The organism is Anaerobiospirillum sp. NML120511, assembly GCF_023050955.1.
Classification (GTDB): Bacteria; Pseudomonadota; Gammaproteobacteria; order Enterobacterales; family Succinivibrionaceae; genus Anaerobiospirillum.
Genome location: NZ_JALKIK010000005.1, coordinates 123377 through 138261 on the forward strand (window position 1 = coordinate 123377; position 14885 = coordinate 138261).

A 14885-nucleotide genomic window follows, 5' to 3' on the forward strand; every position below is an offset into this window, starting at 1 on the left:
CTGCAGAGGCCACAGTAGGCTGGCAAAGCCATGCCCTGCCGCTGCACACTTACTTTTAACAGCCCATGATGCAGCAGCGGTGAATATGTATTGTACCGCCACACTGGACAAATTCAGCCTGACATGGTCTTTTGCATTATAAGTGCGCGGTGCACCAGCCTGGCCGGCCCTGTCCCAGGGGCCGGGCAGATACTTGGACAGGGCCCGGGCCGCAGGTGCTCCAGAGTGTGGTGCGGGCGCCGTCAGGCTGCGCTGCCCTCCTTGCCTGCAGCTTCAGGGGCCGGCGCACTCAGAGGCAGCAGCAGAATAATGGCTCCGGTCATGGTTACGGCATTTACATAAAGCAGAGCCTTATCAAGGCCAATCATGTCGCCCAGATAGCCTGTAAGTACCGATACTATATATCCGGCACCAAAGGTAAAGCCCAGCATCATGGAGGCGGCGAAAGCAGCGCTTCCTGAAAGCAGACGCTGAGACCAGACAATGCCGCCGGGCGTGGAGCCGTAGGCACCGGCACCGCACAGGAACAGGGCTGCAAAGGATATCAGTGAGGTATCAATTCGGGTCAGAAATACTGCTGATGCAATCAGGGCTACAAAGTAGGAGCCCAGAGTAACAGCCTTAGGTCCAATAATATCGGTAAGGGAGCCTCCTGCCAGACCGCCTGCTACGCAGCCCAGCAGCATGACCATAAGACAGCTGGTACTGGTAATGGTGCTGTAGCCCTCGCCTGTCATGAGCAGAGTAAGGAATACCACAAAGGAGCAGTAGGTACAGGAGCGCAGGGCAATGGAAGTGATAAGAATGATAAAAGGACGGCAGTGCAGCAGCGATTTCAGACTAAGTTCACGGCTGAGTTCAGGGCGGGCGGTAACAGCATTGTGCAGACGCTGACGGTAGATGAGGATAACGGTGATGATGGCCGGAATGGACATGAAAATCAGGGATGACTCACCAAACCAGTCAAACCATGCGGCCACGCAAAGAGGAGCAATGGCAAAGCCTATATTTCCACCTGCAATGTAGATACTGGTGCCAAGTCCCTTGCGATCCTCAGGGACAATGCGGGATACAACAGCGGCGCTTAAAGGATGGAAAGCAGAAGAACACAGGCCGCAGAGCAAAATGATCATCAGAAGCCCCACAAGGTTGGGACTTAAGGTGGTTCCTGAGGCAAACAGAGCCCCGGTCAGAATGGACAGAGGCAGCAGGTAATTGAGGTGACGGCGGTCAGCAGCAATGCCTATTGGGGCCTGTACAAAGTTCATGGTCACCATGAAAGCCATGTAAATAGCCGCACTCTGGGTATAGGAGATGTCATAGCGCATGGCCATAACAGGCAGCAGCACAGGCAGGAAGGCTGTATAGTAATCGCTCATGAAGTGACTTACGCTCATCAGGCAGACATTGAACCATGAACGATCCGGTGCGCGCCGTGATTCATGGGAACTGTTGTCGATGGCAGTGGCGTTGATGTTCGACTCGCTCACGTAAATGCTCCATTTGATATCTGTTTGCAGGCGCAGTGCCCGCTGCACGCAGGCTGCATGCCGCGCAGGCTGCATGCCGCGCAGCGCGCGCAGCGCATGGCGCCACGCCGCGTCAGCGGGGGGCTGAGCAGGCGGCAGGCGGGAGTAATTCAAGAAAAAAAAGCCAGACTGCAGGGCTGGTGAGCATGCAGTCTGGCTGGCAGGTCTCCAGGTGGACCTGAAAGATGGCGGTCAATGATGAGCCGCATCATGATGATTCTGGGAGATGTGTCAGTGGACGGCTGACCTGACCTCCGTAAGCGGACGGCGGTCAGGCAGCTGTTTAAGCTCGCTTAGCTGTCGGATGGCTGATGGAGGCTCTCGCGTGCTGCTGCAGTCTCAATAGCTTTTTCCTTTTCAGACTTGTTGAGAATCTCCTGAACCTCCTCCTGAACTACGTGATAGACACGGCCGCAGCTGTTGCAGGTCATGTCGATACCGTCCGGATCGGCAGCAATTTCAGCAAGATCATCAACAGGCAGGCCGCTGATGGCATTGATGATACGCTCGTGAGAGCAGATGCACTTGAAAGCTACGCTCTCAGGATCAAAGACGCGGATTTTATCATTCCAGTAAAGACGTCTGAGGCTTTCATTAAGGCTCAGATCAAAGAGCTCATCGGCTGACAGAGTAGCGCACAGAGTATTGAGGTGATCAAGGGACTCAAGATTGTTGTCAATCTCAGGAATGATCTGCAGCAGAATACCGCCGGTCTTGCAGGCGCCAATGTCGTTGTAAAGACGAATGGTGGTTGGCAGCTGCTCGGAGTCCTTAAAGTAGCTTTCCAGGGCCTGAGAGATGCTGTCCTTGTCAAGAGAAACAATACCCTGATAGCGGTTACCACCCTCAGGGAATGCAGAAATGACCAGAATGCCGCCCTCGCCTACCAGCTCGCGGAAAGTGGCTGTATCAAAGTCATCGCGTTTGTCCCATGAGACATTGCCGTAGAAATTCAGGTTTTTGTCAATGTTGATAAAGGCAAAGTTCATTGCCTTAGGGCCTTTGCCACACTGAATCTGGACAGTAACAGTGCCGTCAGCCTTCAGGGTAGCTGCAATCAGCACGGCAGCTGAGGCCAGTTCCAGCATCAGAGATTTGATGCAGTCAGGATAGTGGTTGATGTTCTCAAGCAGCTTTTTGACCGGCTCATGCATGTGCATGATTTCGCCACGTACACCGTGCTCTTCAAAAAGGAAGCGGACAACGCTGTTATCCTGCTTTTCCTCTTCAATAACAATGGCCTTTTCGCTGTTGTTCTGATCGCTCATAAAGTTTCAGCGCACCTTACCTTAAAGAGCCGCAATGGCATCAGTACGGATCAGGTGCCTCCTCTGGATAAACTGTGGTAATGGCTGCTCTTCATAAGTGAAGAGTGCAGGTTATGGTATGGCTCAAAATGCTGTATAAAACCAGCAGTAATGCAAGACAGTGCTCAAATCAGTGCGGGCCGCAGCTACAGCGGGCGCATGATGCTGATGCAGCTGGCGCATGCTGACCCGGCGGGGCATGGTGCTGGTCCAGCGGACTCATGACGCCGTTATGTGGCGGTGTATGATGCAGGCGGCCCATGCTGATGCGGCCGGTGCATGATGCAGGCTGCTTATGCAGGTGCTTGATGCAGGTGGCGCATGCTGAGGCGGTCAGTGCCGGTTCAGCTTTCCATGATCTGTCTTATTGACTCGAGCTCACGACGCTCTTTTTTATTTGGTCTGGTGTCAGGGTGAGGGTTAATGAGAGCAGCCATTTTGTTAAGTCTGGCCTCCTCCTCACGACGGGCAATACTCTCAGCCGTCTCCTCATATAAGGTGGCCGCTACCGGGGCCGGGCCTCTTACATCGGAAATGCCTTTGACAATAATTTCTCTGCGGGAAAAACCCTGAAGCAGTCTGATGGTGGCTCCGGTTTCCACAGAGCGTGATGGTTTGGCACGGGCGCCGTTATATTCAACTTTTCCGCCCTCGACCATCTGGCGGGCAAGGGAACGGGTCTTGTAAAAGCGTGCGGCCCACAGCCATTTGTCAATACGGACAGATCCGTCATTACTGGACTTGCTGTCCTGATTTTTGTTCTTGCTCACTTGTACAGCTCTGGTTGCTGAAAATAAGCTGATTATAGCAATTTTGCCCGCCTGCAGGCCCAAAAATGCCCTTTATGCTGCCTGTCAGTGGCTGCTGAGGGAACAGTATATTAAGAGAGTATTAAAGGTAAAGTAGACAGTGATCCATATTAGGTCACAGGACCTGGCCTGCAGTAATATTGGTGATAACTGTCGTATGATCCACAGCTGTTTATGGAACGCAGGGTAAACATTTGCCTGCGTGTTTTACTGTCAGAGGAACTTGTCAGAATGGACTTGAGTGCACTTAACAGGACCCTGCCGCAGGTTGCCAACCGCAAGGTAAGTCAGGCATCGCGCATTTTCAGAATTGAGAGCATGGATCTGACTTTCTCCAATGGTGCCAAAGCAACATATGAGCGCATCATGGGAGGCCGAGGTGCCGTCATGGCTGTTCCTTTTGATGGTACCCACTTTTATCTTACAGTCGAGTACGCAGGTGGCGTCATGGCCTATGTACTTGGTCTGGTCAAGGGCAAGATTGATGAGGGCGAGACCAGCGAACAGGCCGTAGTGCGTGAACTTGAAGAGGAAATTGGTCTGGGCAGCCGCAAGGTAACCCTGCTCAAAAAGGAAATGACCGTTGCTCCAGGCATGCTCGATCTGCGCATGTACCCTTATCTTTGCGAGGATCTCTATCCTTCACAGAGCAAGGGAGATGAGCCTGAGCCTATTGATGTGGTCAAACTGACCCCGGCCGAGGTCAGAGAGCTCATTATGGATCCTGACAGTGTTCTTACTGAGGGACGTACTGTAGCTGCCCTGGTGCTGGCATTGAACAAAGTGGGTGCATTGTCATAAAGCATGCGCTATATTAGTGCTGATGCGCTTGAAACAGGCAAATAGTAAGATAATGGCAGGGAGCAGTGCAGGCGTACTTTAATAAGGACATAAAGCCTGATAAACACGTGTTCCCGGAATAATTTCAGCGATATTGCGCTCTGAAGCTCAGCTCAGTGGGCCTAAAATTAAGGCTCCATAATGATGCACAAACTGCCTTTGACCTGGCGTTGCATGAACGCCCCTGGCAGCCTGTGCAGATCCCCAGGGATCATGTGCACCATTATGCATTGAGTATTAAAGGAGCTGAGGCAGCGCTTTTTGTTTTTATTCAGGACGGCATTATTTAACAAAGAACATATCAGGAGTGTTGCAATGCAGCATCTTTTAACGGGTTTTGAGCTCGATCAGGACGGATACCACAAACTTATTTGCCTGGCCCAGGACATGAAGGCCAATCCAAAAGCCTGGCGACGAGAGCTCGACGGCATGAGCGCAGCCCTGATGTTCGAGAAGCCTTCCCTGCGTACCCGCACCACCTTTGAACTGGCCATGTTTAACCTTGGCGGTCACGGAGTTTACCTTGACCTTGGCAAGGGTGACCTTGGTGTACGTGAGACTGTTCCTGACTATTCCCGCAACCTTTCGCGCTGGGTCGACTGCATGGTTGGCCGAGTTTATCTGCAGACCACTCTTGAGGAGCTGGCTGCTACCGGCTCAGTACCGGTAATCAACGCCCTTTCTGATCTTTACCACCCGGCTCAGGCCATGGCCGACTATATGACTGTCAAGGAGCACCTTGGCAAGATCGAGGGAGTAAAGGTTGCATACCTTGGCGATGGCAACAATGTAGCTAACTCCCTGCTGGTAGCCGGTGGTATTCTCGGTGCCCATGTTACCTGTTTCTGCCCGCTCAACTGCGGCCCTGATGTCCAGGTATTCAAAATGGCTCAGGAGCAGGCAGCACGCTATGGCTCCCGCCTTGATGTTACCAATGATCTTTCCTTATTAAAGGATTATGATGTGCTCTATACCGATACCTGGGTATCGATGGGCGATGACACCCCTCTTGAGGCTGTCAAGAAAGTATTTATGCCTTACCAGATCAACAGCGCCCTGGTAGAAAGCTCAGGCGCCCGTGTGGTAATGCACTGTCTGCCGGCTCACCGTGGCTACGAAATCACCGATGAAGTAATGGATGGTGACAAGTCAGTAGTCTTTGATGAAGCCGAAAACCGCTTACATATTCATATGGCTCTTCTGGCCACTTTGCTCAATCCTAACAGAGGTTAATTCAGATGCAAAAAGAGAAAAAGCAGTACAAGAAGGTGTTATTAGCCTATTCCGGCGGTCTTGATACCTCAACCATCGTTCCATGGTTAAAGGAAAACTATGGCTGTGAGGTTGTCTGTTTTGTAGCCGACGTTGGTCAGGAGCGTGATGATCTCGAGGGTATCGAGGAGAAGGCCATCAACTCCGGTGCCGTAAAGTGCATCATCAAGGATTTACGCGAAGAGTTCGTTCGTGACTATGTATTCGAGACCTTCAAGACGGGTGCTTTATACGAAGAGTCTTACCTGTTAGGTACTGCCATTGCCCGTCCTGTAATCGGCAAGGCCATGGTTGATGCTGCTCTGGCTGAGGGCTGTGATGCTATTTCCCACGGTGCTACCGGCAAGGGCAACGACCAGGTTCGCTTTGAAAGCGCTGTAGCCGCTCTGGCTCCACACCTTGACGTAATCGTTCCATGGCGTGAGTGGGATTTACGCAGCCGTGAAGACTGCCTTGCCTACCTCGAGGCCCGCAACATTCCTTGCAAGGCTACCTTAAAGAAGATTTACAGCCGTGATGCCAATGCTCTGCACATTTCCACCGAGGGTGGTGAGCTTGAGCACACCTGGAATGCCGCCTCTGAGAACGTATGGACCTGGACTGTTGACCCTGTGAAGGCTCCAGACACTCCAGAGACCTTTGAGCTGACCATTGAGCAGGGCATTGTTACCGAAATTGACGGTAAGAAGGTTTCCGCTTTCGAGTGCCTCGATGAGCTCAACACCCGTGGTGCCCGTAACGGTATAGGCCGTATCGACATCACCGAGAACCGTCTGGTAGGCATGAAGTCCCGTGGCTGCTATGAGACCCCTGGCGGCACCATCATTCACAAGGCCTTACGTGCTATCGAGCAGCTGGTCCTGGACAAGACCACCCGCATTTACCGTGACCACCTGGCCATCGAGTTTGCCCAGCTGGTATACGACGGCCGCTGGTTCACCCGTCTGCGTGAAGTTCTTCAGGCCGGTGCCGATGAGCTTGCCAAGGACATCAATGGCAAGGTTGTAGTCCGCTTATACAAGGGCAACTGCGACATCATCCAGAAGGACAGCCCTAACAGCCTGTTCAACTTCGACTTCGTAACCTTCGGTGCTGACAACGTATACGATCAGGCTGACGGCAAGGGCTTCATCCAGCTCTACTCTCTGCCAGCCCGTATTCGTGCCTTAAACGCTGAGCACAGAAAGCAGAAGTAAGGCTCAATACCGCATTTTTTCCTGATTTAAATCAGGCATGACAGGCTTGGTCCGGGTTATCCTGGACCAAGCTTTGTGTTCTCAAGAGTACCTAAATTTCAGTACAGCAGCGGACGCTGACCATTGAAACTGTACAGTGGTAATGCGTACCGTTTTCAGATCTGAGGCTCCTCAGGGAGCTCCCTGTACAGGCAGCCTGGTAATGCCATGCAGCCCTTAACGGTCACTGACCATAATGATCTGGCTGTTAATCCATTTGTAGAGGAAAGCAATATGGCTTTATGGGGTGGTAGATTTACCCAGGACAGCGATGCCCGCTTCAAGCACTTCAACGACTCCCTGGTATTTGACTATCGTCTGTTCCACGAGGATGTGGAGGGCTCACGAGCCTGGGCTCAGGCTCTGGTAACTGTAGGCGTGTTAAGTGAGCAGGAATGCGCCGATCTGACCCGTGCTCTCAACGAGCTTGAGCAGGAAATGACCGGCCGTGAAAATGAAATTGCCGTAGCTGGAGATGAGGATATTCACTCTTATGTAGAGCGTCGTCTCATTGAAAAGGTAGGCTCTCTGGGCAAGAAGCTGCACACCGGCCGTTCCCGTAACGACCAGGTAGCTCTGGATCTCAAGCTCTTCTGCCGTCGCGCCTGTGATGAGATCTTAAAGTCTATACGTGGCCTGCAGCGTGCTCTGTTAAAGACTGCTGATGAAAACCAGGGCGTTATTTTCCCAGGTTATACCCATCTGCAGCGTGCTCAGCCAGTGACCTTTGCTCACTTCTGCCTTGCCTATCTGCAGATGCTCGACCGTGACTTTGTCCGTCTGTCCAATGCACGTGATCTGCTCAATATCTGTCCACTGGGCTCAGCTGCTCTTGCAGGTACAGCCTATCCTGTAGATCGTGAAGCTCTGGCAAGAAGCATGAACTTCAGAGCAGCTACCCACAACTCTCTTGATGCCGTATCTGATCGTGACCATGTTATGGAGCTGCTCTCCTGCGCCTCCATCAGCCTGGTACACCTGTCCCGTCTTGCTGAGGATCTGATTATCTACAATTCAGGCGAGGCCGGTTTCATTGAGCTTTCTGACAAGGTAACCTCAGGTTCTTCACTCATGCCACAGAAGAAGAATCCAGATGCTCTGGAGCTTATTCGTGGCAAGGCCGGCCGTGTTGTTGGTGCCCTGATGGGTATTATCACCACTGTAAAGGCTCTGCCTCTTGCCTATGACAAGGATCTTCAGGAGGACAAGGAAGGTCTGTTTGATGCCATGGATACCTGGCATGAGTGCCTTGATATGATGTCTCTGGTCTTTGAGGACATCAAGCTCAACAAGGACAGGATTCTTGCTGCTGCCCGTGGCGGCTACTCCAACGCCACCGAGCTTGCCGATTACCTGGTTTCCAAGGGTGTTCCATTCCGTGAGGCCCACGATATCGTGGGTCAGGTAGTTCTGTACGCTATCGATCAGGGCAAGGCTCTGGAGGAGCTTGATATTGCCCAGTACCAGAAGTTCAGCTCTGCTATTGGTGATGATGTCTATCCTGTTCTTCAGTTTGACAGCATTCTGGCCAAGCGTAATGTTCTGGGCGGCGTAGCTCTTGAGCAGACCCGTGCTGAAATTGAGGCCTTAAAGAAGCAGCTGGCCTGATAACAGCCCCGGGCCGATAGCGGCCGCAGGCTGATAACGGCCCGATCCCGCAGGTCTGCCTGACCTGCAAACGATAAGCCCGCTGATCAACACCATGATGATCAGCGGGCTTTGTTTTTGCGCTGCCGCGCCGCCATGAGGCTTTGCCCCGCACTGGCTGCGCTGGCGCCATGCGCGCTGGTGCAGGCAGCGTCATCTGAGCTGTCTGCACAAGTTGTAGTGACTTTAGCGGTGGCCTGTGGAGCCAAAGCCGCTGGTGCCGCGCTCGGAGGCATGGAACTCGTCAACTTCCTTAAAGGTGGCGCGTACTACAGGCAGGAACATCATCTGAGCAATGCGGTCACCTGCATGGACAGTAAAAGGCTCGCTGGAGCGGTTCCACAGTGGTACCTTAAGCTCGCCCTGATAGTCGGCATCAATAAGGCCGGTGAGATTGCCAAGAACAATGCCCTGCTTATAGCCAAGTCCGGAGCGGGGCAGTATGGTTGCACAAAGGAAAGGATTGTTAATGAAGATGGCAATGCCTGTTGGTATCAGCTCACACTGGCCAGGTTCAAGTACCTTGTCCTGAGCGACCATGGCGCGCAGGTCTACAGCTGCAGCCATGGCGCTTTCATACTGAGGCAGAGGGAAGGTGCCATCCTTAAAACGCTGATCGAGTACCTTAAGCTCAATTTCAGCCTCCAGCTGCCATGGCTTTGCCTGACAGCTGTCCTTATCGTTAATGCCGCTCATGTTTTTCTCCTGGCAAATCAGTGTTCCTCATACAGCTTTATATGCATGGCCATAAGCACAGCCTGTGACGTCAGCTGCCAGCGCTGATTATAAAAAAACCTGACCCCGTGAGGTCAGGTTTTTTTTAAGGCGCATGCCAGCAGCTCAGCCGACAGCGGCTGTGCCGTAGCCGGCGGCAGCCTCCAGCATGGCCGGCCGTGTGACGGTCCGGACCCGGGAGGCAGACTGGCCTGCGGGCTAGTCGTTCTTGCGGCTGTGAGTGCTCTTGAACTCGTTGATGATGAGTTCCATGAGCAGATCAGCAAGCTTAATCTTGCTCATGCGGTCAAACTCGGCAACCTTGCCCTGGCTGCTGTAAACAGTAGCGGCATTTTCATTGGAACCAAAGCCGATCTCGGTGCTGCTGACGTCGTTGCAGACAATCAGATCGAGCTTCTTGCGTGAGATCTTCTCACGGGAGTTTTCCTCGAAATTGCTGGTTTCAGCAGCAAAGCCTACGGTAAATGGACGCTCTTCATCGAGGTGGCCCACGTAGGATACGATGTCCTCATTACGTACCAGCTCAAGGGTAAGGAACTCGCCATGATCTTCTTTCTTGAGCTTGGTGCTCATAGGCTCAATCAGACGGTAGTCAGCCACGGCGGCACAGCCGATGAAGATATGGGCCTGACCTACCTGAGACTTTACGGCATCAAGCATCTGGCTTGCGGTGGAAACATCAATACGCTTGACGTTGTTTGGAGTGGCAAGACTTACAGGGCCGGAGATCAGGGTGACATCAGCGCCCATGGTTGCAGCCATCTGAGCAAGGGCATAGCCCATCTTGCCGGAGCTGCGATTGGTGATGACACGGGCAGGATCGATAACTTCTTCGGTAGGACCGGCAGTAATGACAATCTTGAGACCAGCGCCATGGGATTTAGGCAGCAGCTTGGTCTGAGTAAGAGCTGCAGCCTCCTGTGGCTGTGGCAGGCAGCTGGTGGTGTTGATGTCATAAGGAATGGCAATATGCTCATTTAACAGTGAGCAGATATAGGAGTAGATGTCCTCAACATTGCGCATTCTGCCCATACCGGTGTCGCCGCAGGCCAGCTCGCCCTCTTCAGGGGCGATGATGTACATGCCGCGCTCCTGCAGGGTCTTTAAATTGGCCTTGGTAGCTGCATTGAGCAGCATGCGGGTGTTCATGGCCGGGGCAATGACTACAGGACAGGCTGAAGCCAGCACAGAGGTGGTTACGGCATTGTCAGCAATGCCTGCAGCAAACTTGGCAATGGTATTGGCTGTAGCCGGGGCCACTACGTACAGGTCGGCATCATTGGTAATGGCAATGTGGTCTATGCCCTCAGCATCTTCAAAGACGCTGGTCATGACCTCATGATGGGTAAGAGCTGCGTAGGTAGCCGGAGTTACAAATCTGGTGGCGGCCTCAGTCATTACGACACGGACGGATGCACCATTTTTAACTAACATACGGCACAGCTCGCAGGCCTTATATGCAGCAATGCCACCTGTTATGCCCAGAACTATCTTGCGATTTTGAAGCATTAATTGGCTCATGTAGTTCTCCTTAAACGTGATCCTCTCAGACCGGGTCGGATGGACAGTATCAGTACTCGTCTGTGAGCTTTAAGAGCGCACTGCATGAACATGCTGTGCCTGCTGTGCTCAAAGCCGGGCAATAAATAAACATTTTTCAGGTACGCGACCTGGCACTCTGACAGCCAGGCAGCCGTCAGCGTCAGTCAGGACACGGACAGCCAGGCAGCCGTCAGCGTCAGTCAGGACACGGACAGCCAGGCAGCCGTCAGCGTCAGTCAGGACACGGACAGCCAGGCAGCCGTCAGCGTCAGTCAGGACACGGACAGCCAGGCAGCTGCCAGCGTCAGCCAGGATACGGACAGCCAGGCTGCTGTCAGTCTGTGACCTGCTCTAATGATTCTGCGGGTCAATACCCGTATGTTCCCGCTTTTCAGTCATAAGCTCAAACATGAGCACGCCATAATCTGACATCTGTACCATGACATATGCTGTCTGCGTACTGCAGCTTCAGGCTTTTAAAAGCATCATGCCCTTGCTGACATGATCAGATGCTGAAGTTGTCAGGCTGACTGAAGGGGAAACGGTACCATGGTACCGCCGTGGACTTGCCTCCTGCTGATCCAGGGATCATTTCTCTACTAAATATATATGGAGCCGCAAGGAGGGATTTCAAGCACCACAGTCAATTTTAATGCCATATTGACCGCCTTGCCATGTAAGCAGGCCGCCCTTAGGCTGATAACGTGAGGCAGTCCAGAGTTTTGGCCCTTTATGCACCTGACAGGGCTGCCTTAGCAAGCCATCGCTGCCTTCAGCTGCAGCCGCAAGTCGCATCAGCCGCAACTGCCGGAGCAATCATTCTGCAGCCGTCTGGGGCTGCTGCAGCTGTCCTTGCAGCGCCAGGACGGATCTGCGCAAAATAAAGGGGCCATGGTCATCAAGACCATGGCCCCTGATATGCGCTGTCAATGGGCAGCTGCGTACACACATCATCAAAGGTGCGTTACATAACCTGTTGGCAAAAGGATCTGATTACTTACGCTTTTTGGATGTCTTGCGTGTGCCCTTGTCATTGCCTGATGCTACGGCATTTTCCATGGCAAATCTGACGGCACCTGTCATGCTGCGCACCATGTTCTCGATGTACTCCATCTGATCTTTTACAGAGAAAAACTCCTTGGTGATATCACCAAGCTCGCCTTTCTTATGAGCATCCTGGAGCATCTGTTCAAATCCGTAAGAGGCACACTTGTCAGTGATAACACTCTCATTGTAGTTCTCGGTAAGGGCAAGCAGAATGCGCAGGTGATGCATGGCCTGCTCTTTGACTGCATTACGGTCCTTGACCAGAGGTCCAAGTGCAGAGTCAATGTGCAGCGGCACCTCAAGAGCCAGCAGCTTTTCATAGTCGGCCTTGATCTTCATGAAGTCAGCCGTGACCATCTTGAACTGGAAGAGATAGCGGGCGCGGGCCAGCATGCTCATCTGTCGGGTACGCTTGAGAACATACTTGAGGAAGTAATTGCAACCCATATAGCCGGCAAAGCACAGCACGCAGTAGCTCAGCAGTATGCCCAGGAGCATGCCGCTTGCCAGGAACATGTTTTCCTCAGTCTGAACTATTGAAAACATGGCCAGCGGGGTAAAGGTGGAAAGACCGCCCAGGAAGCCAATGTTTACAAAGCAGTGGAAGAACTTGTTATCTGACCAGATACGGTAGTTATACAGAGCATATGAAATACCAAGCAGCACGCAGGCGGCGATATTTCCCGGTGTGTAGGCATGCAGACTGTTGCCATCAATAAAGTAGCGGGTAAGACAGCCAAAACCGCCGCCAAAGAAGATCAGCATATAGAACATTATTCTGTCCATTTATCTGCCCTCCTTTACCTTGTCAGATTCTTTGTCAGTACCAGCTCCTGCAGAGTCGCCTGAGCTTTCTCCCTTGTGCGCGCCGTCATGATCATGACCATCATCGCTGCCATGCTCAGCATCACTGGCAGCAGCGCTGTCACCAGATGCTGAGCCTTCTGCTGCACCTGCGTCCTTGCCGTCGGCAGCTGCTGCATCCTTTGCTTTGGCCTCAGCTTCCTTGAGGGCTATATCCTCAGGAGATCCTGGTATTGGGGCATGGTAGTGTTCATGAACGAAGCTCTCGTCCATAAACTGCTGCTGCAGAGCTCTGGTCTGCTCAAGGAAGAGGGCTGCATCACTGCTCTGGACGTGAGACTTCTGTACAGCTTCACCGAGTTTGCTGCCAATGCCGGCACCAAGGATTCCGGTAATAGTAGTGAGCATGATATAAGCTGCAGTAATAAGGATGACCTTCTTTCTGTGCCTGTTATCAAACCAGTGGTTGAGAACATCACCGGTAAAGGCAGAAAGTGTACCCATGCCCCCTACCAGACCAACAGAAAGGGTAGTGCTGATATCAGGAGGCAGGGTCATGCTGAGAATAAAACCGCCCAGAAGAGCTGCAATCAGATTGATGAGCAGAGTCGACAGCGGGAAGAAAAAGACGGACGGCATGGCGAGGATAAAGATTACCGCTCCTCGTACCACAGCGCCTATACCGCCAAAGGTAAATACAGTTACTAGAACTTGCCAGGTCATAATCTTAACTACTCCAGTAGGGACAGTTTGTCCCCGTTATGGCCTGAGCACCAGTGAGCTCAGGATAAACAGGCCTGCTAATTATATTGCGCTTTTCCTGGAATTGTCTCACTGCCCTCCAGTGGCATCAGCAAAGCCCTGAGCTCTCATGATTAAAGCAGGTGGTCTTATTCTGTTAATGCTCACTACCCATATCATGCCCCGGACGGCAGGCCGGCTGACTGCCATTGCGCCTGGTGCCTTACTTTCATAGGCCCGGGACCTTACTGCCATCCTGCCCGGACCTTACCATGGCGGCCGTGCAGTCTTTTCCTGACCTGCAGCCAGTGCTGGTGGACAGTCTGTGCTGAGCTGCGCTGTTTTGCCAGGTCACAATGGCCTGCAGCTGCGGTTATAGTGGCCCGGGCTGGCCTTGTGAATGTGGGTAAATACCAGAATTTCAGGTAATTTAAATGTGCAAAATCGCCCTGGCTGATCCTGGCTGAACCCGTGCCTCTGGTGCAATTGAAAATCATTGTTCAGCCAGGATGGGAAAACAGCATGGAAATGAGATCCTGACATGTCATCAAAACCTGGATTTTTTCTGATTTTCTTTTGATCTTTACAAAGCTATAGTCTATAATCTCAAAGCTAATTTTTCGGTAACTGGAACACAAATCCTCTGGGCCGCGCCCGGACGGGTTTTTTTGTTTTACAGCCTGGGGTTAACCGGAGTTAACCTGAACTGTCAGGACGCTTGCCTGTAACTTATAACGGGCCTTTCCCTGGCAGCAGTGCGGTCATCAAAGGGCAGATGAACCGGCTGGTATCTGACTGTATGTCAGGGCTCTGAGAGAATCAGAGTGGCAGGCTGATCCAGACGGCAATACTGCAGGCAGAACCTGCTGTGCAGTGCCGCAGGCCCGGCTCATGAAGCTGCAGGCCGAAAGAAAACATCAGTGTCCCCATTACCAATAGAGCGCGGACGAAGCTCGTTTGCCTGTGCGGAGTCTGGGAAGAGTGCTCAGGCTCGGTGAATCTGGATCGGTCTGAATACCTATGCCAGTTCAGCACCAGGAATCCTCCGAAGAGAACGGCAGTGCAAGCTGTCGGCTCAGTAGAGAATCTCCGTCGTTTACGGCTGAGATAACGTCTATAAAGCTACCTTTCATCAAAGGCTGGTATCAGCTGATATCAGAGGTTAGACGCAGGCTTGGGAAAGCGTGCGTAATGGCAAGCTGCACTATTGCAGGCCATAAACCGGGCATCACCAGACGCACTTTAGCGTGTGTTTCTCAGGTTTACAGCCGCCGCATCCAAATGACAGGGAAGCTCTTTTCAATTCACTAAGGTACATAATGCTCTGCCTGCCGGCAAATTCGATACAATGCGATCAATCCGGCTTTTTCATGGTAG

Annotated in this window: 11 protein-coding genes; 4 read left to right on the forward strand and 7 right to left on the reverse strand. The window is 52.4% G+C overall.

The features are described from left to right. Nucleotides 1-242 precede the first annotated feature (242 nt). From MXE39_RS02705 to hslR, 3 genes are all read right to left on the reverse strand, one after another. Nucleotides 243-1490, reverse strand: a complete 1248-nt coding sequence (locus MXE39_RS02705) for an MFS transporter (protein ID WP_246976919.1) — start codon at nt 1488-1490, stop codon at nt 243-245. Between the two features lie 332 nt (nt 1491-1822). Next, nucleotides 1823-2797: an Hsp33 family molecular chaperone HslO gene (locus MXE39_RS02710; RefSeq protein ID WP_246976915.1), complete on the reverse strand. Its 975-nt coding sequence runs from the start codon at nt 2795-2797 to the stop codon at nt 1823-1825. A gap of 383 nt (nt 2798-3180) precedes the next feature. Then, nucleotides 3181-3606, reverse strand: a complete 426-nt coding sequence (hslR, locus tag MXE39_RS02715; protein ID WP_246976912.1) for a ribosome-associated heat shock protein Hsp15 — start codon at nt 3604-3606, stop codon at nt 3181-3183. Between the two features lie 270 nt (nt 3607-3876). On the opposite strand from hslR, the gene nudE reads away from it, so the two are divergent. From nudE to argH, 4 genes are all read left to right on the forward strand, one after another. Beyond that, nucleotides 3877-4446 (forward strand): ADP compounds hydrolase NudE, encoded by a 570-nt coding sequence (gene nudE, locus MXE39_RS02720; protein ID WP_246976909.1) that lies wholly within the window; start codon nt 3877-3879, stop codon nt 4444-4446. Nucleotides 4447-4800: 354 nt separating this feature from the next. Continuing rightward, nucleotides 4801-5718 carry an ornithine carbamoyltransferase gene (argF, locus tag MXE39_RS02725; protein ID WP_246976906.1) on the forward strand — a complete coding sequence of 306 codons (918 nt, stop codon included), beginning with the start codon at nt 4801-4803 and terminating at the stop codon, nt 5716-5718. A gap of 5 nt (nt 5719-5723) precedes the next feature. Next, the gene (locus tag MXE39_RS02730) at nt 5724-6953 is read left to right on the forward strand and encodes an argininosuccinate synthase (RefSeq protein WP_246976903.1); all 1230 of its coding nucleotides are present in this window, start codon (nt 5724-5726) and stop codon (nt 6951-6953) included. Nucleotides 6954-7226: 273 nt separating this feature from the next. Then, nucleotides 7227-8600 carry an argininosuccinate lyase gene (gene argH, locus MXE39_RS02735; RefSeq protein ID WP_246976900.1) on the forward strand — a complete coding sequence of 458 codons (1374 nt, stop codon included), beginning with the start codon at nt 7227-7229 and terminating at the stop codon, nt 8598-8600. Between the two features lie 225 nt (nt 8601-8825). On the opposite strand, the gene dut is transcribed toward argH, so the two are convergent. The 4 genes from dut to MXE39_RS02755 form a co-directional block, all read right to left on the reverse strand. After that, nucleotides 8826-9287, reverse strand: a complete 462-nt coding sequence (dut, locus tag MXE39_RS02740) for a dUTP diphosphatase (RefSeq protein WP_246977083.1) — start codon at nt 9285-9287, stop codon at nt 8826-8828. 285 nt (nt 9288-9572) lie between these two features. Continuing rightward, nucleotides 9573-10895: a bifunctional phosphopantothenoylcysteine decarboxylase/phosphopantothenate synthase gene (locus MXE39_RS02745; protein ID WP_246976897.1), complete on the reverse strand. Its 1323-nt coding sequence runs from the start codon at nt 10893-10895 to the stop codon at nt 9573-9575. A 1014-nt stretch (nt 10896-11909) separates the two neighbouring features. Continuing rightward, complete coding sequence (locus MXE39_RS02750) at nt 11910-12749, reverse strand: CrcB family protein (protein ID WP_246976894.1); 840 nt, start codon at nt 12747-12749, stop codon at nt 11910-11912. Further along, the gene (locus MXE39_RS02755) at nt 12750-13490 is read right to left on the reverse strand and encodes a CrcB family protein (protein WP_246976891.1); all 741 of its coding nucleotides are present in this window, start codon (nt 13488-13490) and stop codon (nt 12750-12752) included. Nucleotides 13491-14885 lie beyond the last annotated feature (1395 nt).